Below are 22,174 nucleotides of genomic sequence, written 5' to 3' on the forward strand. Positions count from 1 at the left end.
TCAGCCGGCGAGCGCCTCCTCGGGGGCCCCGCTGGCGCGCTGCTCGCTCACCCGCACCCCGGGCGTCTGACGGTGCGCGGGATCGCGTACCTCGCCGACCAGCAGCTCCAGTACGTCCTCCAGGGCCACGAGCCCCAGCACCTTCCCGGACGCGTCCGCGACCTGCGCCAGATGGGTGGCGGCCCGGCGCATGACCGTCAGGGCGTCGTCCAGGGGCAGTTCGGAGCGCAGGGTCGTCATGGGCCGCCACAGGTGCTGCGGCACCGCCCGCTCGGAGTCCTCCAGATCCAGTACGTCCTTCACGTGCAGGTAGCCCATGAAGGCGCCGCCGTTCTCCGCGGCCACCGGGAAGCGGGAGTACCCGGTGCGGGCGGTGAGCCCGACGATCTGCCCCGGGGTGACCGAGGGGCTGACCGTCACCAGCGACTCGCGGTTCAGGAGCACGTCGGTGACCGGGCGGGAGCCCAGTTCCAGGGCGTCCTCCAGCCGTTCCTGCTCCTCGGGGTCGAGCAGTCCGGCCTGGCCGGAATCCTCCACCAGCCGGTTGAGCTGTTCGCTGGTGAAGACCGCCTCGACCTCGTCCCTCAGCTCCACCCGGAACAGGCGCAGGATGCCCTGGGCGCAGGCGCCGAGGGCCACCGTGATCGGACGGCACAGACGGGCGAAGGCGACCAGGCCGGGGCTGAGCCACAGCGCGGCCTTCTCGGGCGCGGCCATCGCCAGGTTCTTCGGCACCATCTCACCGATGACGAGATGGAAGAACACCACGGCGGCGAGGGCGACGACGTAGCCGAGCGGATGGATCGTCCCGTGCGGCAGGCGCAGCCACTCGAAGACCGGCTCCAGCAGCCGCGCGACGGTCGGTTCGGCGACCGCGCCCAGGGTCAGCGAGCAGACGGTGATGCCGAACTGGGCGGCCGCCATCATCTGCGGCAGCCGCTCCAGGCCGTAGAGGACCTGCCGGGCCCGGGCGGTGCCGAGCGGTTCGATCTGGCTGCGGCGCACGGAGACGAGCGCGAACTCGGCGCCGACGAAGAACCCGTTGGCGAGCACGAGCAGGGCGGCGAAGAGGAGTTGGAGCACGCTCATCGGGCCGCCTCCACGACGGGTGAGGTCCGCACCAGGCGGACCCGCTCGGCACGGTAGTGGCCCACCTGGCGCACGGACAGCCGCCAGCCGGGCAGCTCGGCCCGGTCGCCGACGGCCGGGATCCGGCCGAGCAGGTCGGCGACCAGGCCGGCGACCGTCTCGTAGGGCCCCTCGGGCACGTCCAGGCCGATGCGCCGGAGGAGGTCGACGCGGCAGCTGCCGTCGGCGTCCCAGGCGAGCCGGCCGTCCTCGGGCGGGACGGCGGCGAGTTCCGGCGCGTCCTGGCCGTCGTGCTCGTCGCGGACCTCGCCGACGATCTCCTCGACGATGTCCTCCAGGGTGACCACCCCGGCCGTGCCGCCGTACTCGTCGACGACGACGGCGATGGGCTGCTCGCTGCGCAACCGCGCGAGCAGCGGCTGCACCGGGAGGGTCTCGGGCACCAGCAGCGGCGGGCGCGCGATGCGTCCCACCGGCGTGCGCAGCCGGTCGCGCGAGGGGATCGCCAGGGCGTCCTTCAGATGGACCATGCCGACGATCTCGTCGATCTTCTCCCGGTAGACGGGGAAGCGGGACAGGCCGGTGGCCCGGGTCAGGTTGACCACGTCCTCGGCGGTGGCCGAGGACTGCAGGGCGCTGACCTTCACCCGCGGGGTCATGACGTGCTGCGCGGTCAGCTCGGCGAGCGACAGCGTCCGGACGAACAGGTCCGCGGTGTCCTGTTCCAGGGTGCCGGCCCGCGCGGAGTGCCGGGCCAGGGAGACGAGTTCGCCGGGGGTGCGGGCGGAGGCCAGTTCCACGGTGGGTTCGACGCCGAGGGCGCGGACGAGCCGGTTGGCGACGGTGTTCAGCGCGGCGATCACCGGCCGGAACAGGCGGGCGAAGGCGTGCTGTGGGCCGGCGACGAACCGCGCGACCTGCATGGGCTTGGACACCGCCCAGTTCTTGGGCACGAGTTCGCCGATCACCATCTGCACGGCGGAGGCGAGCAGCATGCCGACGACCACCGCGACCCCGGAGACGGCCCCGTGCGGGACGCCGGCCGCGCCGAACGGGCCGCGCAGCAGTTCGGCGAGCGCGGGCTCGGCGAGCATGCCGACGACCAGGGAGGTGATGGTGATGCCGAGCTGGGTGCCGGAGAGCTGGAAGGACAGCTCCTTGAGGGACTCGACGACCGTTCGGGCCCGTCGGTCGCCCTCGGCGGCGGCCTGCTCGGCGTCCGTGGCTTCCACGGTGACCAGGCCGAACTCGGCCGCCACGAAGAAGCCGTTGGCGAGGATCAACAGGAGGGCCGCTCCGAGGAGCAGCAGGGGGGTGCTCATGATGCCGCCGCCTCCGCGTACGCGCGGACCGGGTCCGCGGTATGTCGGCAGGGGGCGGCGCAGGTACTACAGGACGATCCGTCCATCGCCGGAGAGGGTCACTCCTCGGGTAGCAGGACCCCCTGGGCGCCGGGCGGCGCGCAGGGGTGGAGGCGCAGCGAAAAAAGCCTCCGCCAACAGATTAATCAAGACATGGGTGTCTTCGGCAGGTGGACGGCCTCCGGCCGGCCCTGAGGTTGCCCCGGATCAGTCCCGGTGCTGTCCCGGGTCCCGGACGGCCCGGGCCTCGGCGAGCGCCCGCAGGGTGCGCGCGTCGGCGATGGCGCGCTGCTTGGCGATGCCCGGCTGGATGCCGAGCGCGGGCAGGCTCGTGCCGTCGCTGAGGTTGAGGAAGACCCAGGGGTCGCCGGGCCGCAGGTTCACCTGGATGATCTCGGGCCATTCCAGCCGGCGCCGGCTTGTGATGTTGACCACGGTGACCCCGGACTCGTCGGCGACCACCTTGGGCCGGGAGAGCAGGAGCAGCACGGCGAACAGCAGGGCGCCGGTGAGGACGAAGCTGAGGCGCTCGCCCGCGGTGAGCTGCTCCAGCAGCATCGCGACCGTCGTGATCACCGCGAAGATCGCGAGGCCGGCGGTGAGCAGGACGGCCCGGGTGCGGCCCGGCCGGAACGTGACGGGGAGAGGGGGCAGGTCCGACATGGTCAACGGCTCTCGTACGGCTCTCAGAGACGGCAGGCGTGGATGGCCGTGGTCAGGATGGCCCGGGCGCCGATGTCGTACAGGTCGTCCATGATCTGCTGGGCTTCCTTGGAGGGAACCATCGCGCGGACGGCCACCCAGCCCTCGTTGTGCAGCGGTGAGACCGTCGGCGACTCCAGGCCCGGGGTGAGGGCCACGGCCTTCTCCAACTGCTCGACACGGCAGTCGTAGTCCATCATCACGTACGTCCGGGCCACCAGGACGCCCTGGAGGCGGCGCAGGAACTGCTGCACCTTGGGCTCCTCGGCGTCGGCCTCGGTGCGCCGGATGACGACGGCCTCGGACTTCATGATCGGCTCGCCGAACACCTCAAGGCCCGCGTTGCGCAGGCTGGTGCCGGTCTCGACGACGTCGGCGATGACCTCGGCGACACCCAGCTCGATGGCGGTCTCGACGGCGCCGTCGAGGTGGACGACGGAGGCGTCGACGCCGTGCTCGGCGAGGTGCCCGGCCACGATCCCCTCGTAGGAGGTGGCGACCGTCCTGCCCTTGAGGTCCTCGACGCCGTTCGCGGTGCCCGGCTTGGCCGCGAAGCGGAAGGTGGAGCGGGCGAAGCCCAGCGGGAGGATCTCCTCGGCCTGGGCGCCGGAGTCGATCAGCAGGTCGCGGCCGGTGATGCCGATGTCGAGGCGGCCGGAGGAGACGTAGATCGCGATGTCGCGGGGGCGGAGATAGAAGAACTCGACGTCGTTGACCGGGTCGACGATCCGCAGTTCCTTGGACTCTCGGCGCTGCTGGTAGCCGGCCTCATGCAGCATCTCCCCCGCGGGGCCTGACAGGGAACCCTTGTTGGGGACGGCGATGCGCAGCATGAGGTCGGCTTCCTTCGTTCGTTTCGTACGGTGTGGGTGCGGGGGACGGCTCAGAGGTGGGCGTACACGTCGTCCAGGGAGATGCCGCGGGCGACCATCATCAGCTGCACGTGGTAGAGCAGCTGCGAGATCTCCTCGGCGGCCGCCTCCTTGCCCTCGTACTCCGCGGCCATCCAGACCTCCGCGGCCTCTTCGACGACCTTCTTGCCGATGGCATGGACGCCCTTGCCGACCAGCTCCGCGGTGCGGGAAGTGGCGGGATCGCCGTGGGCTGCCTTGTGCCGGAGCTCGGTGAACAGCTCCTCGAACGTCTTATTGGACATGGTGGCCCCACTTTACGCGTGTGCCGGACGCCCTAGCGCCAGGGTTCGGATACTGAGCGGAGGGTGGCCGCGGTCGCCACCGCCGCCGTCACCGCCTCGTGCCCCTTGTCCTCGCTGGAGCCCTCGATCCCGGCCCGGTCCAGGGCCTGTTCCTCGGTGTCGCAGGTGAGGACGCCGAAGCCGACGGGGACGCCGGTCTCGACGGAGACCTGGGTGAGGCCGCCCGTGACGCCTTGGCACACGTACTCGAAGTGGGGGGTGCCGCCCCGGATGACGACGCCGAGCGCCACGATCGCGTCGTACCCCCGGCCCGCCAGCACCTTGGCCACGACCGGGAGCTCCCAGCTGCCGGGGACCCGCAGCAGGGTCGGCTCGTCGATCCCCAGGTCGTGCAGGGCGCGCAGGGCGCCGTCCACCAGGCCGTCCATCACCTTTTCGTGCCACTGCGCCGCGATGACGGCGACCCTCAGGTCTCCGACGTCGCGTACGGACAGTTCCGGTGCACCCTTGCCGCTCACGTCTCTCCTCGGTTCGGTTCTTACTGGTTGCCGCAGGCGGACACGGGGGCCGCGTCCAGCCAGGGCAGGTCGTGCCCCATCCGGTCCCGCTTGGTGCGCAGGTAGGTGAGGTTGTGCTCGCCCGCCTGTACGGGCATCGGCTCCCGGCCGACGACCTTGAGGCCGTGGCGCAGCAGCGCGTCGGTCTTCTCGGGGTTGTTGGTCAGCAGGCGCAGGCTGCGGACGCCGAGGTCCTCCAGGATCTGCGCGCCGGCCCCGTAGTCGCGGGCGTCGGCGGGCAGCCCGAGCTCCAGGTTGGCGTCGAGGGTGTCGCGGCCGCGCTCCTGGAGTTCGTAGGCGCGCAGCTTGGACATCAGGCCGATGCCGCGCCCCTCGTGGCCGCGGAGGTAGACCACGACGCCCCGGCCCTCCTCCTGGATGCGGTCCAGGGAGGCGTCGAGCTGGGGGCCGCAGTCGCAGCGCTGCGAGCCGAAGACGTCGCCGGTGAGGCACTCGGAGTGGATGCGGACGAGCACGTCCTCACCCTCGCCGATGTCACCGTGCACGAGGGCGACGTGCTCGACGCCGTCGACGGTGGAGCGGTAGCCGTACGCCGTGAACGCGCCGTGCACGGTGGGCAGGCGCACCTCCGCCTCGCGCCGGACGGTGGGTTCGGCGCCGCGCCGGTAGGCGATCAGGTCCTCGATGGAGATGATCGTCAGGCCGTGCTTGCGGGCGAACGGGATCAGTTCGGGCAGGCGCAGCATGCGGCCGTCCTCGCCGGCGATCTCGACGATCGCGCCGGCCGGGCGCAGGCCCGCGAGCCGGGCCAGGTCGACGGCTGCCTCGGTGTGGCCGTTGCGGACCAGCACACCGCCGGAGCGGGCGCGCAGCGGGAAGATGTGGCCCGGGCGGACGAAGTCGTCGGCGCCGGCCGTGCCGCTCGCGAGCAGCTGGAGCGTGGTGGCCCGGTCGGCGGCGGAGATCCCGGTGGTCACGCCGTGGGCGCCGGACGCGTCCACGGTCACGGTGAACGCGGTCTTCATCGACTCGGTGTTGTCGTCGACCATCTGCGGGAGCTTCAGCCGGTCGAGTTCGTCGGCTTCCATCGGCGCGCAGATCAGTCCGCGGCACTCGCTCATCATGAAGGCGACGATCTCCGGGGTGGCCTTCTCGGCGGCGATGACGAGGTCGCCCTCGTTCTCGCGGTCCTCGTCATCGACGACCACGACCGGGCGGCCGGCCGCGATGTCGGCGACGGCCTGCTCGATCGGGTCGAGCGACCAGTCCTCGATGTTGTCGGTGCTGTAGAGGATCGGGGCGGACGTCATGCGGGGGCTCCTTCCAGGACGGGCCGCGGGTCCCGGCGGGAGCGCAGCCACCAGTCGCGCATGCCCCACAGGACGAGTGCGCCGTAGATGACGTAGACGAAGCCCGAGAAGGCGTAGCCGTTGGCGAAGTTGAGGGGGACACCGACCAGGTCGACCAGGAGCCAGGCGAACCAGAACTCGACCATGCCGCGTGCCTGGGCGTACATGGCGACGACGGTTCCGACGAAGATGTAGGCGTCCGGCCACGGGTCCCACGACAGGCTCGGGTACGCCTTGAAGAGAAGGGCCACGGCGACGGTGCCGGCGGCCGCGGCGGCGAGCATCGCGGCCCGCTCGCGCCAGGTGGCGAAGCGCACGGAGATCTGGCCGTCCTCGCCCTGGTGCCGGTGGCGGTTCCACTGCCACCAGCCCCAGCCGGCGACGGTCATCACGACGACCTGCTTGCCGGCGCTGCCGGTCAGGTGGCCGTAGAAGGCGCCGAAGAGGACCAGACCGGACAGGAACTGCACGGGCCAGCTCCAGATGGAGCGGCGCCAGCCGAGGGCGAGGGCGATCAGGCCCAGGACGTTGCCGATCATGTCCGACCACAGGATGTGCTGGTCGAGCAGGACGAAGGCCTCGGAGTTCAGCCGGTTCACCGGGCCGCCCCCGCTCCGGTGGTCAGCAGGCGCTCGACGTACTTGGCGATGATGTCGACCTCGAGGTTGACCGGGTCGCCGGGCTGCTTGCGGCCGAGTGTGGTCAGGTCGAGGGTGGTGGGGATGAGGCTGACCGTGAAGTGGTCGGAGCCGGCGTCGACGACGGTGAGGCTGATGCCGTCGACGGTGATGGAGCCCTTCTCGACCACGTAGCGGGCGAGATCCGCGGGGAGCGAGACCTTGACGATCTCCCAGTTCTCGGAGGGCCTGCGCTCCAGCACCCGGCCGGTGCCGTCGACGTGGCCCTGCACGATGTGGCCGCCGAGGCGCGCCCCGACGGCGGTGGGGCGTTCGAGGTTGACGCGGGAGCCGACCGTGAGGGCGCCCAGGCTGGAGCGGTCCAGGGTCTCGGCCATGACGTCCGCGGTGAACTCGTCGCCCTCGTGGTCGACGACGGTCAGACAGACGCCGTTCACGGCGATGGAGTCGCCGTGCCTCGCGCCCTCGGTGACGACGGGCCCGCGCAGCCGGAAGCGGGATGCGTCGCCGAGGTTCTCGACGGCGGTGACCTCGCCCAGCTCTTCGACGATTCCGGTGAACACTTCCCGGGTCCTCCTGCCTCTTGGGGCACGGACTCCGGGGCTGTCGATGACGACAGAATGAACGAGCGGCACACCGGATACGACGCCGGACAGGGCTCGCCACGTGGACGAACCGGTACGGCGGCGCGCACGAATGCCCGCCCGCCGCGCACTGCCTCCCATCCGGACTTTAACCGTCGGTCCAGGAATTTCACCTGGTCAACCGGCCGCTGGAAGCGACCGGGTCGCGGACTGTAACCGCCGGTTCGGACTTTCACCGACCCCGGAGTGCGCTGCTTCTGGTACAGGGCCAGTGTGCCACGCCGCCTCCGCGCCCATACGGGCGAACGATGTGGGGTGGCTCACAGTACCCGGGACTGGACTTCTCCGGCGGCCCGTGGAGACGCCAACGCCCGGCCACCCCGGGCCACTTACTATTGGTCCATACCTATTGACCGGCATGGTCTAGTCCTTTTAGGGTCGGCGCAGGTGAGCGGGTTCCACCCGCCCCTCCCGGACCGGCCCGGCGGCGGTGACGACGGCCCTTGCCCGCCGCCGGGTCCCCCACCGCCGCATGGCGGCACGCCCGTTCAGTACGAGCCCGTGACGAACGCCGGCCGGCTCCCCGGCGGCGCGAACAGCTCCTCCTGGGCCCGGTCCCGCGCCGTCAGCAGCGCGCCCCGCAGAACCGCCCCGCCGCCCAGAGCGCTGGAGCGCACCTCGGTGGGCAGCGGCGAGAGACGGGCGAGCCGGCGCTGGACCCGGGCCGCGAGCGTGTCGCCGCCCGCGCGGCCGATCTCGCCGGCCAGCACCAGGCAGCCGGGGTCGAGGACGGAGATGACGGCGGCGGCGCCGAGAGCCACCCGGTCGGCGAGGGCGTCGAGGAAGCGCCCCGCGGACGGGTCCGCGCCGGCCCGCTCGACCGCGGCGCGCACCAGCGCGGCCACGCCCTGCCCCGGCCCTTCTCGCTCTCCCTGCCCCGACCCCGGTCCCGATCCCTGTCCCGATCCCTGCCCCGACCCCTGCCCCGATCCCGGTCCCGCGGTCCGTTCGGACACGCCGTGGCGCGCCGCGAGGTCCGCGACGGCCGCCGCCCCGGCGAGCGAGTGGAACCCGCCGCCGCAGTCGGTGGCCGACGGCAGCCCCGCCGTCCCGGGCACCGGCAGGAAGCCGATCTCGCCGGCGCCTCCGGAGGCGCCCCGGCGCAGTGCGCCGTCCAGGACGACGGCCGCGCCGATCCCCATGCCGAGCCACAGCAGGACGAAGGTGTCCCGGTCCCGGGCGGCTCCGTCGCGCTGCTCGGCCAGCGCCGCGAGGTTGGTCTCGTTCTCGACGCTGAACCGGGCGTCCGGGAACCGTTCCTGGAGGGCCGCCGCGAGCCGGCGGTGCCAGGCGGGCAGCCCCGTGGAGTCGCGGAGTTCGCCGCTCGCCGGGTCGATCAGGCCGGGGGCACCGACGCCGACGGTGTGCAGCCGGTCGGCGCCCGCCTCCTTGGCCGCCCGCTCGACCAGCGTGACCGCCCGCTCCACCGCGTGGCCGGTGCCCGTGTCCGGCCCGATCGGCACCGACGCCTCGGCGAGCACCTGGCCGAGGAGGTCGGAGACGACCACGGAGACCCCCTCCAGGCGTACGTCGAGGGCCGCGAGGTGGGCCTGGTCGGCGACGATCCCGTAGAGCTTCGCGTTGGGGCCGCGGCGCTGCTCCCCCGACTCCCCCACGACGGTGATCAGGCCGGCCAGCGTGAGGCGTTCGACGAGGTCGGCGACGCTCGGCCGGGACAGTCCGGTCAGCTGCTTGAGCCGCCCCGCCGTCAACGGGCCCTCCTGCTGGAGCAGACGCAGGGCGAGCCGGTCGTTGATGGCCCGGGCGGTGCTCGGGGATGCGGGCATGCCGGGATCCTTCCAGATCCGGGGTCGCGGGCGGACGACCGACTCCTCGCTGTCTATCAGGCAGGGTCCCTGATAGTTTACGTCGGCCGAGCGGGGAACAGACCTGGGAGGGTCGGAGAATGAGTGCAGTGGTCCACGAGCAGCGCGAGGTCAGGCGAGCCCGGTACGCCGTGGCCGCCGTCTTCGCCGTGCACGGTGCCGTCACCGGCTCGTTCGCCACACGCGTGCCGTGGATCCAGGACCACGCCTCGGTCAGCGCCGGCCAGCTCGGCCTCGCCCTCGCCTTCCCGGCGCTGGGCGCCTCGCTCGCGATGCCGCTGGCGGGCAGCGTCACCCACCGTTTCGGAGCCCGCAACGCGCTGCGCGGACTGATCGCCCTGTGGACGCTGGCGCTGGCGCTGCCCTCCCTCGCCCCGAACCTGCTGACCCTGTGCGTGGCCCTGTTCGTGTACGGGGCCACGGCGGGCATGGCGGACGTGGCGATGAACGCCCTCGGCGTCGAGGTGGAGAACCGTCTCGGCCGCTCGATCATGTCCGGCCTGCACGGCATGTGGAGCGCGGGCGCCCTGATCGGCTCGGCGGCCGGCACCCTCGCCGCCCACCTGGGCGCCGACGCCCGGGCGCACCACCTGCTCGCGGCCGGGATCCTGACCGTGCTCGGCGTGGGCGCGTGCACGTGGGTCCTCGACATCCAGCCCGCCGAGGACGAGGAGCCGCCGCCCCGGTTCGCGCTGCCGCCCAGGTCGGCGCTGCTCATCGGCGCCGTCGGGTTCTGCGCGGTGTTCGCGGAGGGCGCCAGCCTCGACTGGTCGGCGGTCTATCTGCGCGACCGGCTGGAGTCCTCGGCCGGGCTCGCGGCGGCCTGCACGACGGGCTTCACGCTCACCATGGCGATCGCGCGGATCGCCGGCGACCGGGTGGTGGACCGGTTCGGCTCGGTGGCCACGGTCCGGGCCGGCGGCATCCTCGCCGTGCTCGGCGGACTGCTCGTGGTCGTGGCCGGGCATCCGGCGGTGGCGATGAGCGGGTTCGCGCTGATGGGCCTCGGCATCGCGGTGGTCGTCCCGCTCTGCTTCGCAGCGGCGGGCCGCAGCGGCCCCAACCCGAGCCAGGCCATCGCGGGCGTCGCGACCATCACCTACACCTCCGGCCTGGTCGCGCCGAGCGCGATCGGCGGCCTCGCCCAGGCGACCAGCCTGATGGTGTCGTTCGGCCTGGTGACCCTACTGGCGTGCGGGCTGGTGGCCTTCGCGGGCGTACTGCGCGCGGCGGACCGTGACCGGCCCCGGCTCAGCCCGCCGGCCGAAGCAGTTCCCGGCCCGCGGCCCTGAAGCCGTCGCTCCAGGGCGCGGGGCGCAGGGTCGCCGCGTCCAGCCGCACCAGCACCCGGGTGCCGCGCGCGTAGGTGGTGGTGCCGTCCGCGGAGCAGAACCGGAAACCGTAGGTCAGGCCGGTGGTGCCGAGGCGCTCCAGCCAGATGTGGACGGCGTACGTGCCGCTCCGGGTGACCGGGACGTCGTAGGAGATCAGCAGTTCCCTGACGACGTTGCAGGCGTCCCCGGCGCTCGCCCAGTCGCCGTCGAAGCGGATGCCGTGGCCCTGCCAGAACTCGGTCCAGGCCCGTTCGACCAGGAGCGGGTAGCGGGCGTTGTGCAGCATGCCGAGCGCGTCCAGGTCGTCGAAGTGGACCGTGACCGGCATCAGCCGGCCGTGGGTCGGGGCGGGGGCGGTCGGGGCTTCGGCGGTCACGGCGCAACTCCTGAATGTATGGGGCAACGATCACTATCCTAAGCGGTCGCTCACCCTCACCTCCGCCTCACCATGGTCCGGAACGGCACGTACGGCGAAAGCGAAGCGCACCATGGATCCCGGCGTCCGCCGGACCCTGCACGGCGACGGCCGCACCCCGGCGCCCGGGGCGGTGCCGTCCCGACGAAACCCGCTCAACCTGGTGCCGGCCGCGGCGGGCGTCATCATCGTCGTCGGCAACGTGACCATGAGGTTCACCGACACCTTCTCGCTGAGCGGCATCGCCCTGGGCACGCTGGTCGTGATCATCGGCTACCACGCTCTGCGCGCGTTTCGCGCCCGCCCACACGTCGTCGTACGGCCCCGAGGGGCCCTGAGGCGCGGACGGCTCGTGCGACCGGGGAGCGCCGGACGCGGGCGGGCCGGCCGGCGCGGGGCAGCGCGCCGACTCGTGGGCGTACGACGGCGTGAACGTGCCCGGTGTGCCCTTGCAGCCGTCCGGTCCCCCCTGCCGCGTGGCGGGCGCGTTCCCCCGTTGTGGGGAAGCCTCCGGCCCGCCGGTACCCGGGTCGGGGTAAAGCTGGGACTCTGCCCCCATGGTGCAATGCGAACAAGTCGCCACCCCCGTCGACACGGTGGTCTCCCGGATGCGCGCGCTCGACGCGAGCCTGCCGGCGCGGGACGGGGTGGCGGTCTTCAACCGCGTCTACCTCGCGGTCACCGAGGCGGTGGACCGGCACATCGACGCCGGTCTCCTCGGCGACGCGCGCGCCGCGACCACACTGGACGTACGGTTCGCCGAGCGCTACCTGGCCGCGGTCGAGGCGGTCGCCGACGAGCGGCGCCCGCCCGCCTGTTGGCGGCCCGTGCTGCAGTTCCGCCGCCATCCGGGCGTACGGCCGCTGCAGTTCGCGCTCGCGGGCATCAACGCGCACATCGGCCACGACCTCGCGCTCGCCGTCGTGGACGCCTGTCGTACGCTCGGCTGCGAACCGGCCGAGCTGGAGGACGAGTTCGACCGCGTGGGCGAACTCCTCGTCTCGCTGGAGGAGCGCATCCGCGAGGATCTGATGCCGGGCCCCGACGTCCTGCAGGTCGCCGACCCGCTGACCCATCTGCTCGGGGCCTGGAGCCTGGAGCGGGCCCGGGACGCGACCTGGGCGGCGGCCCGCGCACTGTGGGCGCTGCGCCAAATCCCCGATCTCGCCAGGGAGTTCACCGACCGACTGGACGCGGCGGTCGGTTTCGCGGGACGCATGCTGCTGACGCCCCTGCCGGACTGACGCACCCCGGCCCGGCGGACGGACAGGGGCGGGACGGGGCCGGCGGGCCGGGCAGGGGCCGGCGGGCCGGGCAGGGGCCGGCGGGCCGGGCAGGCTCAGTCCTCGGCTCAGTCCTCGGGGAGCTCGACGGGAGCGATCTCGTCGTAGACGTCACCGGGGCCGGGGTTGGTGCGGTCGGTCGACCCGCCGAAGTGGTGCATGACGCCCCAGACGGCGTTCAGCGCGGTCTGGATCGCGCCCTCGGCCCAGCCGGCCGTCCACGAGATGTCGTCGCCCGCGAGGAAGATGCCCCGCTTGTCGGCGGGCAGCCGGTCCTGCATGAAGTGCGTGAACAGGCGGCGCTGATAGCGGTAGTGGCCGGGCAGGTTGGCCTTGAACGCGCCCATGAAGTAGGGCTCGTTCTCCCACGAGACCGTCACCGGGTTGCCGATGACGTGCTTCCTGATGTCGACGTTCGGGTAGATCTCGCCGAGGGACTTGAGCATGACCTCCATCCGCTCGTTCGCCGACAGCGGCAGCCACTTCAGGCTGTCGTCGCACCAGGTGTACGAGAGGCAGATGACGGCCGGCTTGTCCGGGCCGTCGTCCAGCAGGTAGGTCCCGCGCGTCATACGGTCGGTCAGCGTCATCGACATCACGTCCCGGCCCGTCCGCTCGTCCTTGTCCAGCCAGAACGGCCGGTCGACCGGCACGAAGAGCTTGGAGCTCTCCATGTAGTGGGTCCGCTCGATCGCCGTCCAGTGGTCGATCGGGAAGAGCGAGTCGTCGCAGGCGATCTTCGACAGCAGCATCCAGGACTGGGCGGTGAAGACGGCCGCCCGGAAGGTGCGGATGTCGCCGTTCGCGTCCGTCACCGTGATCCGGTTGCCGGCGGTGCGGTGCAGCCGGGTCACGGCCGGCCGGGGCTCTCCGCCCTCGTGCAGGCTCGCCAGCGAGGTGCCGTACGCCCAGTGGACGATCTTCTCCGGCGCGCGCTCCCACAGCCTCAGCGGGAGTTGCTGGGAGCCGCCGACGATCCCGCGGTGGTGGTCGTCGGCCTCGGTGTAGACGACGCGGAGGATCTCCAGGATGGAGTTGGGGAAGTCGGTGTCCCAGCCGCCGGTGCCGAAGCCGACCTGGCCGAAGATCTCCCGGTGCCGGAAGGACCGGAACGCCTCGGAGTCGCAGAGGAAGCCGTAGAAGGTCTGGTTGTCGAGCTTCTCGACGAGCTTCGTCCAGATCTCCCGGATGCGCGGCACGTCCCGTTCGCGCAGCGCGCGGTTCATGTCGGTGAAGTCGGCGCCCTCCTCCAGGCAGCGGTTCCACGCGGCCGCCACGTCCCGGTACACCTGCGGCAGGTCCTCGACCGTCTCTGCGTAGTGGGACTCGCCCTTGAGGTCGACGACCGTGGACGGCGTGGTCTCCGCCAGGGGGTTGGGGAACGGCCTGGTCTCCAGGTCCACGAGGTCGATGTAGTGCTGGAGCGCCGTGGAGGACGGCGGGAAGCGCATCGCGCCCATCTCCGCGGTGAGGGAGGGGTCGCAGCCGTCGAAGCCGACGGTCCGCAGCCGGCCGCCGATCCGGTCGGCCTCGTAGACGACGGGCTTGAGGCCCATCTTCATCAGCTCGTAGGCGGCCACGATGCCGGACAGGCCGCCGCCGATGACCGCGACCTCGGCGCCGTGCTCGGTCGCCGGTATCTGGCCGAGGCCCGCCGGGTGGGCGAGGAAGTCGTCGTACGCGTACGGGAAGTCCGGTCCGAACATGGTGATCGGCGGCTGCTGCTCGTCGGCGTGCTGGACGGCGGTGGGCACCGTGGACGTCATGGGGTACGGACTCCTTGCGCGGGCGAGGACTGGGGGAAGCGGGGAATGTGGGGCGCGGAGGTCAGACGAGGGACCCGTAGAGGCCGGGGCGGCGGTCCTTCAGATACGGGTTCGCCTCGCGCGAGGCGGCGAGCAGGACCGGGTCGGCGTCGGCGAGGAGGAGTTCCTCGGCGCGTCCGGCGCGGGTGCGGGCGACACCGTCGGGGCCGGCCAGCGTGGAAAGGCCGACGAACTCGAACTCCCCTTCCTGGCCGGTGCGGTTGACGTAGGCGACGTACATCTGGTTCTCGAAGGCCCGCACCGGTACGAGCGACTCGGCGACGAACTGGAACGGGTGCATCTGCGCGGTCGGTACCACCAGGAGGTCGGTGCCGGCGAGGGCGTGGGCGCGGACGTTCTCCGGGAACTCCACGTCGTAGCAGATCATCAGGCCGACGCGGAGGCCGTCTACCTCGGCCTGCACGACCGGCGTCGCGCCCGGGGTGAAGTGGTCGCGCTCGAAGCCGCCGAAGAGGTGGGTCTTGCGGTAGTTCGCGAGGCGGGTACCGTCCGCGGAGATCAGCTGGGCGGAGTTGTGGACGCGTCCGCCGGCCCGCTCGGGGTAGCCGTAGGCGACGGCGATCCGGTGCCGGGCGGCGAGCTCGGCGATCGCGTCCGCCGCCTCGCCGTCGGCGGGCTCGGCCAGGCGGGCGATGTCGTCGCCGATCGCGTACCCGGTCAGGAACATCTCCGGCGCGGCGATCAGCCCGGCGCCCGCGGCGGCGGCCCGGCCCGCGGCCTCGTCGAGAACCTTGAGGTTCGCGGCGACGGAGCCGGGGCGGCCGGAGCTCTGGAGCAGGGCGGTGCGCATGGGTGTTCCTCACCGGTACGGAAGGGTTGGGGGGCCCTCTAGACGGTACGGTCGGCGTGCTCGGCCGGACAAGCGGGAGCCGTTGCGCGCCCGTGCGCGGAACGTTGCGTGCGCCGGGGCCCCGGCGGCGATTCGTTGCGCGGCTCGCGCGAGGCCGGGACTCAGATCCGGCGCAGGCGCTCGACGATCTCCCGCAGCAGCTCCGGGTCGGCCGCCGGTCCGCCCGGCGGGGTGCGCCGCGGCTCCCCGATCCGCACCAGACCGGCCTCGGCCAGGTCGCCGAGCAGCACCCGTACGGCGGTCAGCGGCAGGTCGGCGTCCGCGGCGAGTTCGACGACCGGGCGGGGGCCGCGACGCACCAGGTCGAGCAGAGCCGCCCCGGCGTGGTCCACACCGGGCGGCTCCGCCTCGGTACCCACGGCGGTGACCTGCGACATCAGGTCGACGGTGTGCCCGGCGGCGGGCCGGGTCCGGCCCCGCGTCACCGTGTACGGGCGCACCATCGGGCCGGTCTCGTCCTCGTACCAGTGGTCGTCGCTCACGGCCGGTTCATGGACCGTACGGGCCGGCGGCCGACCGCGCGGTGGCGTCCAGGTGCCGGCCGAGCCTGCGGACCAGCAGGGCCATCTCGTGGGCGAGCTGACCCACGTCGGTGCCGGCCTCGCTCAGCACGGCCAGCCGGCTGCCGGCGCCCGCCGGGGTGATGAACAGGTAGGCGTCGTCGAGCATGACCATCGTCTGGCGCACCTGCCCGGCACCGAACCGTTCCCCGGCGGAGCGGGCGAGCCCGTGGAAGCCGGAGGAGACGGCGGCGAGGTGCTCGATGTCCCGGGCCCGCATGCCGTCCGAGGCGCTCAGCGGGAGACCGTCGCCGGTCAGCAGTACGGCCTGACGGACCTGCCCGGTCCTGGCCACGAGGTCGTCGAGCAGCCAGCCGAGGCCCGTTCCGGGCTGCGCATGCGCCGGGTCGGCGGCAAAGGCCGGTACCGGCGCCTTCGGATCGCGGTCGTCACTGGGCATCGTCGGCGTCCGTCCTTCGCTCGGTGTCGGTCTGCTGTACGGCTGGGGCGCCGTGCTGCACGGCTGGGGTGCCGGGGTCCGCGGGCAGGCCCCTGCGGCCGCGGTCCATGCCCCGCTGGAAGGCGCCGAACACGGCACGCACCTCCTCGGGGGTGAGGTCGCGCGCGGGCGGCGCACCCGCGGACGGTTCCTCGTCCTGCCGGACGGCGGAGAGCGTGGACCGACGTACGCGGGTGGGTAGGGCGGGGACCGGGACGCGAGGGACGGGGCCGGCACCGGGCCCGCGGCCGCCGGACGTCTCGCGCCGCGAAGGGGCCGGAGTGTGCGGGTCAGGCCCGTCCAGGGCCCCGGACACGCGGTCGCCGGACGTCTCGCGCCGCGAAGGGGCCGGAGTGTGCGGGTCAGGCCCGTCCGGGACCCCGGACACGCGGTCGCCGGACGTCTCGCGCCGCGAAGGGGCCGGAGTGTGCGGGTCAGGCCCGTCCGGGACCCCGGACACGCGGCCGTCGGACGTCTCGCGCCCCGCCGCGCCCCACCCCGCCTCGCCCCTCGCCGCGTCCCGTGTCGGCAGCGTGCGCGGTGGCTCGGCCCTCGGGGGCGTCTCCTCCGCCGGTAGGTCCATCAGCGGCCTGGCGTGCCCCGCGTCACCCGCGGTCGAGGCCGGCACCCCGCCCCGCGCCGGCCCGCGGTCGCCGTCCACCTCCGCCAGTACCCGGTCCGGCAACAGCACCACCGCCGTGGTCCCGCCGTACGGCGATCGGCACAGGGTGACAGTGATGCCGTGGCGGGCGGCGAGCCGGCCGACCACGTACAGCCCGAGCCGGTCGTGCCGGGTGGGGTCGAACTCGTCGGGGGCGGTGAGGGTGCGCCGGGCCTCCTCGGCACGGTCGGCGTCCAGGCCGAGGCCCCGGTCGTCGATCTCCAGGACGAAGCCGCCGCCGGCCCGGCCCGTGCGCAGGGTGACCCGGGTGTGGGGCGGGGAGAACGTGGTCGCGTTCTCCAGGAGTTCGGCGACCAGGTGGACGACGTCCGCCACCGCGTCCGCGGCGACGCCCACCCGCTCCATCGGCGGGATTTCGACGCGTGTGTAGTCCTCGATCTCGCCCACCGCCGAGGAGACGACGTCCCCGACCGGCACCGGGCGCCGCCATCTGCGGCCGGGCGCCGCGCCGGACAGGATGATCAGGCTCTCCGCGTGCCGCCGCATCCGGGTGGTGAGGTGGTCGACGTGGAACAGCTGCCGCAGCAGGTCGGGGTCGTCCGTGCGCCGCTCCAGCCGGTCCACGAGCTTCAACTGGCGGTGCACGAGCGCCTGGTTGCGGCGGGCGATGTTCAAGAGCACCGCGAACAGTCCGCGTCGCAGCGTGGCCTGTCTGACCGCGGCCTCCACGGCCGCGAGCCGGGCGGTGTTGAAGGAGCGGCCGACGTCCCCGATCTCGTCGGAGCCCGCCTCGCCGTCGGCCAGCGGCGGCGCCTCCGCCACCGCGTCCACCTCCTCCCCCGCGCTCAACCGCCTCATCACATCGGGGAGTTGCCGGGTGGCCAGCAGGTCGGCCGCGTCCCGCAGACTCTCCAGCCGGCGGGAGACACGGCGGGCGCCCCTTACCGCGAACCAGAGCGACACGGCCACCGCAGCCAGCCCGAGCGCCCCCGCCACGACGGCCACGGTCAGCTCCCGGTAGGCGAACTCCCGGCCGCGCTCGGCGGAGTTCTTCGCCGCCTGGGTGCACAGCAGCATGTAGCGCCTGACCGCCCGGTCGGTGGTGGTCCGCCAGGAGTCGGCCGCGACCGCCTCGCCCGCCCGGCCGGCGCCGGCCCGCAGCAGGGCGTCCTCGCCGCTCTGCAACTGCCGGTGGAGCGAGCCCCGTTGGAATTCGGTGAACAGCGCCCGGGAGTCCGCGGGGAGGTCGGGGACGTACGTCCGCTCGAAGACCCGGCGGTCCTCGACCGTGGCGGTGAGCGTGTCGTACTGACGGTCGGTCAGGGTGCCGGCGGCCCGGGCGCCGGTGACCAGCGCGTCCTCGCGTGAGACGAACTCCCTTACCCGGACCAGCTCCACGACGACCTGGGCCTCCCGGGCCAACCGGCCGGCCTGCAGTGCGGTGAGCGCCGACGGGACGTCGAAGCCCGGCTCCACGAGGGCGCTGTACTCCTGCACCGCCCGGTCCCACGAGATGCTCCGGGCCAACACCCGCCCGCGCAGCGCCGCCAGCGCGTCGACGCCATCGAGCATGGCGTCGAGGGCCTGCCGCTGCCGGCCGGAGAGCCGCTCGCGGTCCCCGTCCCGGACCGCGGTGCGCAGGGCGCCGGTGGCCTTGTCGGTACGGCGCTGCTGTGCGAGCAGCGCGGCGGCCGGTGCCGTGTCGCTGCCGGCGCCGGCGCCCAGGTACGCGGCCGCGAGCCGCCGTTCGATCTGGATCTGCCCGACCGCCGTGTCGACGGGGGTGCCGAAGTCGTCGTAGACGCTCTGCAGCCTGATGAGGGCGCGCAGTTCGCCCGTGACGGACACCATGGCGAAGCTCCACAGGCCCATCAGGGCGATCGCCGGAGCGAGCGCCAGGGCCACGATCCGAGCGCGGACCGTGGTGGGACGGCCGATGGGCCGGCGCATGCTCTCCCCAGGGCTACAGGGCGATCGGGTGGCGGACGATCGCGACAGGACGTTCGGGCGGCAGCACGGAACTCCGGTTACTCACCGGTGTTACCCGCTGGTAGCGAATGCCGGACAACCTACGGGACCTCGCCCCGGGACCGCAATGGCCGCCGTACCGCCAGCAGCAGCGCGGTCGCCAGGTACGGGACGGCGAGCACCGCGAAGGTGGTGCCGTGCCCCGCCCGGCTGCCGATCGCCGCGTAGACGCCGAACACCAGCACCGTGGTCACCTCGGTGCCCAAGCCCGCCACCGAGGTGAGCGTCGCCCGGCCGGTGGCCTCGATCCGCCGCTGGAGGCGCACGTCGGCGAGCACCTCCGCCAGCTGGAAGCCACCGAACGCGACGGCCACGAGGCCGATGCCGGCGGGCGTGTCCGCGAGGCCGCCGGCGGCCAGGGCGAACGCGGCGGCCGCGAGCAGCCAGGCGAGCCCGCGCCGGCCCAGCCGCTCGGCCGGCGCGGCCAGCAGGCTCCCGGCCGTGGCGCAGGCCCAGATCAACAGGAGCAGATACGGGACCGTTCCGTCCGCCACCCCGGTCTCCCGCACCAGCAGCGGGGTGTACTCGTCGAGCGCGCCCCACACCGCGGCGACGGCCGGCACGAGCAGGAGGGCCCCGCGCACGGAGCGGTCACGGCGGGCCACCGCGACGCCGGCCCGCAGAGTCGCCGTCCAGCGGTCGCTCGCGGCGGCCTTCGACCGCTGCTCGGTGAACCGGGTCGCGGCGGCGGCGGTCAGCAGACAGGCCAGCACGCTCGCGGCGCCCACGGCCGGATAGCCGCCCCAGCCGAACACCGGCCCGGCCAGTCCGGTCGCCGCCATCACGGCGACCAGTCCCGCCGCCCGGGCACGGCCCATGACGCCCGCGTAGCGTCCGGCCGCGCCGAGCCGCTCCAGTTCGTCGTAGACCAGCGCCTCCAGGGCCCCGGAGCCGAGCGCTCCCCGCGCCCCCCACAGCACGAAGCCGAGCGCGAAGGCCCAGTAGGACGGGACGAGCACCCACAGCGTGAAGCCGACGGCGGTGAGCAGCGGGCCCAGCCACAGCAGCAGCCGGCGGGACACCGCGTCGGCCCAGACGCCGGAGGGGACCTCCAGCAGCACGCCGGTGACGGACCACAGGGCGAAGAGGGAGGAGATCTGCCACAGGGACAGTCCGGTGTCGCTGAACAGCAGCGCGTACACCGGGTAGAGCAGCACGAAGTCGTCGAGGAACGCGTAGCCGTACAGCGTGGCCGTGAGCCGCCGCACACCGGTGGTGGGCACACGTGTGGGTGAGAGTGTCATGGGGCCTTCCCGCAGGGACGGATCGGATGCCGGGGGTACGGCGTCCGAGGCGGCCCTCGGGAGGCACGGCTGGTGAATCAATGTCGCCAGGTCATACGACGATGCTAGGCGCGGGCGGGGGTTCCAGGCCAGCGAATACGGGGGCGGCCGGGGCGGGGGCGCCGCGAGCCGGCAGGGAAGCGGACCGGCGGACCGTCAGACCGGCGGACGCGGATCCGGGCGGCCCCGGCCCGTCGGCCCCCGGCCCCGCACACCCGTCGGCCCCCGCCCCCGCCGCTCTCAGGTGGGCGACCCCGACGAGAAGCGGCGCAGCAGCGGGGACAGGACCAGTACGGACTTGGTGCGTTCGACGAACGGTTCGCCCGCGATCCGCTCCAGCACCCGCTCGAAGTGCCGCATGTCGGAGGCGAAGACCTGGACGACCGCGTCCGCGTCACCGGTGACGGTGGACGCGGCCACGACCTCCTGGTAGCGCTCCAGGCCCCGCCGGATGGTCTCCGGCGAGGTGTTGTGCCGGCAGTAGATCTCGACGAACCCCTCGGTCTCCCAGCCGAGGGCGGAGGGGTCCACCCGTACGGTGAAGCCGGTGATGGCCCCCGTGGCGCGCAGCCGGTCCACGCGCCGCTTCACGGCCGGCGCGGACAGGCCGACGATCTGCCCGATGTCCGCGTAGGAGCGGCGGGCGTCCTCGGCGAGGGCGTGCACGATGCGTTCGTCGAGTTGGTTCAGCACTGCGGGCGGTTCACTTCTCTGGAGTGGCGAGTCGGGAGCGGCGGTGGCCGTAACCGAAGTAGAACACGAGCCCGACGGCCATCCAGATTCCGAAGACCACCCAGGTGACGGCGGACAGGCTGCCCATCATCCACACGCAGAACGCGAGGCCCAGCGCGGGCAGAACCGGGGAGAGCGGCACCCGGAAGGTGCGGGGCATGTCGGGGCGGGTGCGGCGCAGCACCACGACGGCGATGTTGACCAGCCCGAAGGCGAACAGGGTGCCGATGCTGGTGGCGTCGGCCAGCTGGCCGAGCGGGATCGCGGCGGCCAGGACCCCGCAGAACAGCGAGACGATCACGGTGTTGGCGCGGGGCGTGCCGGTCTTCGGGTGGACCTTCGCGAAGACCTTGGGCACCAGGCCGTCCCGGGACATGGCGAACAGGATGCGGGTCTGGCCGTACAGCACGGTCAGCACGACGCTGGCGATGGCGATGACGGCGCAGGCGGCCAGCAGGGTGCCCCAGAAGGTCTGCCCGGTGACGTCGCGCATGATCTGGGCGAGCGCCGCCTCGGAGTCGTTGAACCGCTGCCAGGGCTTGGCGCCGACGGCGACGGCCGCGACCAGGACGTACAGGGCGGTGACGATGACCAGCGAGAGCATGATGGCGCGGGGCAGGTCGCGCTGCGCGTTCTTGGCCTCCTCGCCGGCCGTGGAGGCGGCGTCGAAGCCGATGTAGGAGAAGAAGAGGGTCGCCCCGGCCGCGCTGACGCCGGCCATGCCGAGCGGCATGAAGTGCTCGTAGTTGCCGGAGCGGAAGCCCTGGACGCCGATCGCGCAGAACAGCACGAGCGCGGCGATCTTCACGCCGACCATGATCGTGTTGGCGCGGGCGGACTCACGGGCGCCGCCGATCAGGAAGGCCATCGCGAGCAGGACGACGATCAGCGCGGGCAGGTTGAATATGCCGCCGTCGCCGGGCGGGGCCGACAGCGCGTCGGGGATGGTGACGCCGAGGGTCCCGTCGAGCAGTTCGTTCAGGTACTCGCCCCAGCCGACCGCGACGGCGGCGACCGAGACGCCGTACTCCAGGACCAGACACCAGCCGCAGATCCAGGCGATCAGTTCGCCCATCGTTGCGTACGCGTACGAGTAGGAGGAGCCGGCGACCGGGATGGTGCCGGCCAGCTCGGCGTAGGAGAGGGCGGAGAACAGGGCCGTCAGACCGGCGATCACGAACGAGAGGGTCACGGCCGGACCGGCCTTGGGGACGGCCTCGCCGAGGACCACGAAGATGCCGGTGCCGAGGGTGGCACCGATGCTGATCATGGTGAGCTGCCACAGTCCGAGGGAGCGGCGCAGGCTTCCGCCCTCGCCCTGGCCGCCCTCGGCGACCAGGCGTTCCACGGGCTTGCGGCGCATGAGGCGCGCGCCGAGCCCCGGGGACGCGGGGGCCGTCCGGCTGCTGTTGTGCGGGGGTGCGCCTTGGTCGAGCACGCGTTGACTCCTTCGTCGCTGCCTCGCGGGGCGGCGGGGACCGGCGGCACCCCCGGGAACGGGGACCCACCGAGCGGGGTC

At 73.1% G+C, this 22,174-nt stretch carries 21 protein-coding genes, 1 pseudogene and 1 riboswitch; of the genes and pseudogenes, 3 read left to right on the forward strand and 19 right to left on the reverse strand.

Going from position 1 to position 22,174, the window contains the following annotated elements; translation table 11 throughout:
- The 10 genes from AC07AZ_RS13425 to AC07AZ_RS13470 all read right to left on the reverse strand — a co-directional run bounded on the left by AC07AZ_RS13425 (position 1) and on the right by AC07AZ_RS13470 (position 9,244).
- Positions 1–1,089 carry a hemolysin family protein gene (locus AC07AZ_RS13425; protein ID WP_478847025.1) on the reverse strand — a complete coding sequence of 363 codons (1,089 nt, stop codon included), beginning with the start codon at positions 1,087–1,089 and terminating at the stop codon, positions 1–3.
- Complete coding sequence (locus tag AC07AZ_RS13430; RefSeq protein WP_478847027.1) at positions 1,086–2,411, reverse strand: hemolysin family protein; 1,326 nt, start codon at positions 2,409–2,411, stop codon at positions 1,086–1,088. The genes AC07AZ_RS13425 and AC07AZ_RS13430 overlap by 4 nt, the downstream gene beginning before the upstream one ends.
- A gap of 246 nt (positions 2,412–2,657) precedes the next feature.
- Entirely contained in the window at positions 2,658–3,113 is a 456-nt protein-coding gene (locus AC07AZ_RS13435) for a PH domain-containing protein (protein ID WP_478847031.1), read from the reverse strand.
- 23 nt (positions 3,114–3,136) lie between these two features.
- Positions 3,137–3,985 (reverse strand): ATP phosphoribosyltransferase, encoded by an 849-nt coding sequence (gene hisG / locus AC07AZ_RS13440; protein ID WP_478847033.1) that lies wholly within the window; start codon positions 3,983–3,985, stop codon positions 3,137–3,139.
- 50 nt (positions 3,986–4,035) lie between these two features.
- Entirely contained in the window at positions 4,036–4,308 is a 273-nt protein-coding gene (locus AC07AZ_RS13445; protein WP_478847035.1) for a phosphoribosyl-ATP diphosphatase, read from the reverse strand.
- 32 nt (positions 4,309–4,340) lie between these two features.
- The gene (gene ribH / locus AC07AZ_RS13450) at positions 4,341–4,826 is read right to left on the reverse strand and encodes a 6,7-dimethyl-8-ribityllumazine synthase (protein ID WP_478847037.1); all 486 of its coding nucleotides are present in this window, start codon (positions 4,824–4,826) and stop codon (positions 4,341–4,343) included.
- A gap of 20 nt (positions 4,827–4,846) precedes the next feature.
- The gene (locus AC07AZ_RS13455; RefSeq protein ID WP_478847039.1) at positions 4,847–6,136 is read right to left on the reverse strand and encodes a bifunctional 3,4-dihydroxy-2-butanone-4-phosphate synthase/GTP cyclohydrolase II; all 1,290 of its coding nucleotides are present in this window, start codon (positions 6,134–6,136) and stop codon (positions 4,847–4,849) included.
- The gene (locus tag AC07AZ_RS13460; protein WP_478847041.1) at positions 6,133–6,774 is read right to left on the reverse strand and encodes a nicotinamide mononucleotide transporter family protein; all 642 of its coding nucleotides are present in this window, start codon (positions 6,772–6,774) and stop codon (positions 6,133–6,135) included. The genes AC07AZ_RS13455 and AC07AZ_RS13460 overlap by 4 nt, the downstream gene beginning before the upstream one ends.
- Positions 6,771–7,376, reverse strand: a complete 606-nt coding sequence (locus tag AC07AZ_RS13465; RefSeq protein WP_478847043.1) for a riboflavin synthase — start codon at positions 7,374–7,376, stop codon at positions 6,771–6,773. Before AC07AZ_RS13465 ends, AC07AZ_RS13460 begins: the two co-directional genes overlap by 4 nt.
- Before the next feature lie 144 nt (positions 7,377–7,520).
- Positions 7,521–7,651, reverse strand: a riboswitch (FMN riboswitch).
- Positions 7,652–7,945: 294 nt separating this feature from the next.
- Entirely contained in the window at positions 7,946–9,244 is a 1,299-nt protein-coding gene (locus AC07AZ_RS13470) for an ROK family transcriptional regulator (protein WP_478847045.1), read from the reverse strand.
- Positions 9,245–9,363: 119 nt separating this feature from the next.
- Between AC07AZ_RS13470 and AC07AZ_RS13475 the strand changes: the two genes are divergently transcribed.
- Complete coding sequence (locus AC07AZ_RS13475; RefSeq protein WP_478847047.1) at positions 9,364–10,575, forward strand: MFS transporter; 1,212 nt, start codon at positions 9,364–9,366, stop codon at positions 10,573–10,575.
- Here AC07AZ_RS13475 and AC07AZ_RS13480 read toward each other — a convergent pair.
- On the reverse strand, positions 10,535–10,993 hold the full coding sequence (locus AC07AZ_RS13480) for an acyl-CoA thioesterase (RefSeq protein ID WP_478847049.1): 459 nt from the start codon (positions 10,991–10,993) through the stop codon (positions 10,535–10,537). The genes AC07AZ_RS13475 and AC07AZ_RS13480 overlap by 41 nt on opposite strands.
- Positions 10,994–11,177: 184 nt before the next feature.
- Between AC07AZ_RS13480 and AC07AZ_RS13485 the strand changes: the two are divergent.
- Together AC07AZ_RS13485 and AC07AZ_RS13490 are read left to right on the forward strand one after the other, a co-directional pair.
- Positions 11,178–11,358 (forward strand): annotated as a pseudogene (locus tag AC07AZ_RS13485) (nitrate reductase); the annotation flags it as partial.
- A gap of 231 nt (positions 11,359–11,589) precedes the next feature.
- Complete coding sequence (locus AC07AZ_RS13490) at positions 11,590–12,276, forward strand: DUF5995 family protein (protein WP_478847051.1); 687 nt, start codon at positions 11,590–11,592, stop codon at positions 12,274–12,276.
- Positions 12,277–12,383: 107 nt separating this feature from the next.
- Here the strand turns inward: AC07AZ_RS13490 and AC07AZ_RS13495 are convergent, their stop codons facing one another.
- The 8 genes from AC07AZ_RS13495 to AC07AZ_RS13530 all read right to left on the reverse strand — a co-directional run bounded on the left by AC07AZ_RS13495 (position 12,384) and on the right by AC07AZ_RS13530 (position 22,093).
- On the reverse strand, positions 12,384–14,081 hold the full coding sequence (locus tag AC07AZ_RS13495) for a flavin monoamine oxidase family protein (protein ID WP_478847053.1): 1,698 nt from the start codon (positions 14,079–14,081) through the stop codon (positions 12,384–12,386).
- A gap of 61 nt (positions 14,082–14,142) precedes the next feature.
- On the reverse strand, positions 14,143–14,931 hold the full coding sequence (locus AC07AZ_RS13500) for a carbon-nitrogen hydrolase family protein (RefSeq protein WP_478847055.1): 789 nt from the start codon (positions 14,929–14,931) through the stop codon (positions 14,143–14,145).
- 161 nt (positions 14,932–15,092) lie between these two features.
- Positions 15,093–15,473, reverse strand: a complete 381-nt coding sequence (locus AC07AZ_RS13505; RefSeq protein ID WP_478847057.1) for a DUF742 domain-containing protein — start codon at positions 15,471–15,473, stop codon at positions 15,093–15,095.
- A gap of 7 nt (positions 15,474–15,480) precedes the next feature.
- Positions 15,481–15,951 (reverse strand): roadblock/LC7 domain-containing protein, encoded by a 471-nt coding sequence (locus tag AC07AZ_RS13510; RefSeq protein ID WP_478847059.1) that lies wholly within the window; start codon positions 15,949–15,951, stop codon positions 15,481–15,483.
- The gene (locus tag AC07AZ_RS13515; protein ID WP_478847061.1) at positions 15,941–18,562 is read right to left on the reverse strand and encodes a sensor histidine kinase; all 2,622 of its coding nucleotides are present in this window, start codon (positions 18,560–18,562) and stop codon (positions 15,941–15,943) included. The genes AC07AZ_RS13510 and AC07AZ_RS13515 overlap by 11 nt, the downstream gene beginning before the upstream one ends.
- A 119-nt stretch (positions 18,563–18,681) precedes the next feature.
- Complete coding sequence (locus AC07AZ_RS13520) at positions 18,682–19,884, reverse strand: MFS transporter (RefSeq protein ID WP_478847063.1); 1,203 nt, start codon at positions 19,882–19,884, stop codon at positions 18,682–18,684.
- A 279-nt stretch (positions 19,885–20,163) separates the two neighbouring features.
- On the reverse strand, positions 20,164–20,616 hold the full coding sequence (locus AC07AZ_RS13525) for an Lrp/AsnC family transcriptional regulator (protein ID WP_356039959.1): 453 nt from the start codon (positions 20,614–20,616) through the stop codon (positions 20,164–20,166).
- Positions 20,617–20,626: 10 nt separating this feature from the next.
- Positions 20,627–22,093, reverse strand: coding sequence for an amino acid permease (locus AC07AZ_RS13530; RefSeq protein ID WP_478847065.1), 1,467 nt, complete (start codon positions 22,091–22,093; stop codon positions 20,627–20,629).
- Positions 22,094–22,174: the final 81 nt, after the last annotated feature.

The organism is Streptomyces sp. NPDC043878, assembly GCF_056435735.1.

What these genes read in the sequence shown, in the direction of transcription:
- AC07AZ_RS13425 (WP_478847025.1), bottom strand. Translation starts at nt 1,089, where the DNA reads ATGAGCGTGCTCCAACTCCTCTTCGCCGCCCTGCTCGTGCTCGCCAAC.
- AC07AZ_RS13430 (WP_478847027.1), bottom strand. Translation starts at nt 2,411, where the DNA reads ATGAGCACCCCCCTGCTGCTCCTCGGAGCGGCCCTCCTGTTGATCCTC.
- AC07AZ_RS13435 (WP_478847031.1), bottom strand. Translation starts at nt 3,113, where the DNA reads ATGTCGGACCTGCCCCCTCTCCCCGTCACGTTCCGGCCGGGCCGCACC.
- hisG (WP_478847033.1), bottom strand. Translation starts at nt 3,985, where the DNA reads ATGCTGCGCATCGCCGTCCCCAACAAGGGTTCCCTGTCAGGCCCCGCG.
- AC07AZ_RS13445 (WP_478847035.1), bottom strand. Translation starts at nt 4,308, where the DNA reads ATGTCCAATAAGACGTTCGAGGAGCTGTTCACCGAGCTCCGGCACAAG.
- AC07AZ_RS13455 (WP_478847039.1), bottom strand. Translation starts at nt 6,136, where the DNA reads ATGACGTCCGCCCCGATCCTCTACAGCACCGACAACATCGAGGACTGG.
- AC07AZ_RS13470 (WP_478847045.1), bottom strand. Translation starts at nt 9,244, where the DNA reads ATGCCCGCATCCCCGAGCACCGCCCGGGCCATCAACGACCGGCTCGCC.
- AC07AZ_RS13475 (WP_478847047.1), top strand. Translation starts at nt 9,364, where the DNA reads ATGAGTGCAGTGGTCCACGAGCAGCGCGAGGTCAGGCGAGCCCGGTAC.
- AC07AZ_RS13490 (WP_478847051.1), top strand. Translation starts at nt 11,590, where the DNA reads ATGGTGCAATGCGAACAAGTCGCCACCCCCGTCGACACGGTGGTCTCC.
- AC07AZ_RS13495 (WP_478847053.1), bottom strand. Translation starts at nt 14,081, where the DNA reads ATGACGTCCACGGTGCCCACCGCCGTCCAGCACGCCGACGAGCAGCAG.
- AC07AZ_RS13500 (WP_478847055.1), bottom strand. Translation starts at nt 14,931, where the DNA reads ATGCGCACCGCCCTGCTCCAGAGCTCCGGCCGCCCCGGCTCCGTCGCC.
- AC07AZ_RS13510 (WP_478847059.1), bottom strand. Translation starts at nt 15,951, where the DNA reads ATGCCCAGTGACGACCGCGATCCGAAGGCGCCGGTACCGGCCTTTGCC.
- AC07AZ_RS13515 (WP_478847061.1), bottom strand. Translation starts at nt 18,562, where the DNA reads ATGCGCCGGCCCATCGGCCGTCCCACCACGGTCCGCGCTCGGATCGTG.
- AC07AZ_RS13520 (WP_478847063.1), bottom strand. Translation starts at nt 19,884, where the DNA reads ATGACACTCTCACCCACACGTGTGCCCACCACCGGTGTGCGGCGGCTC.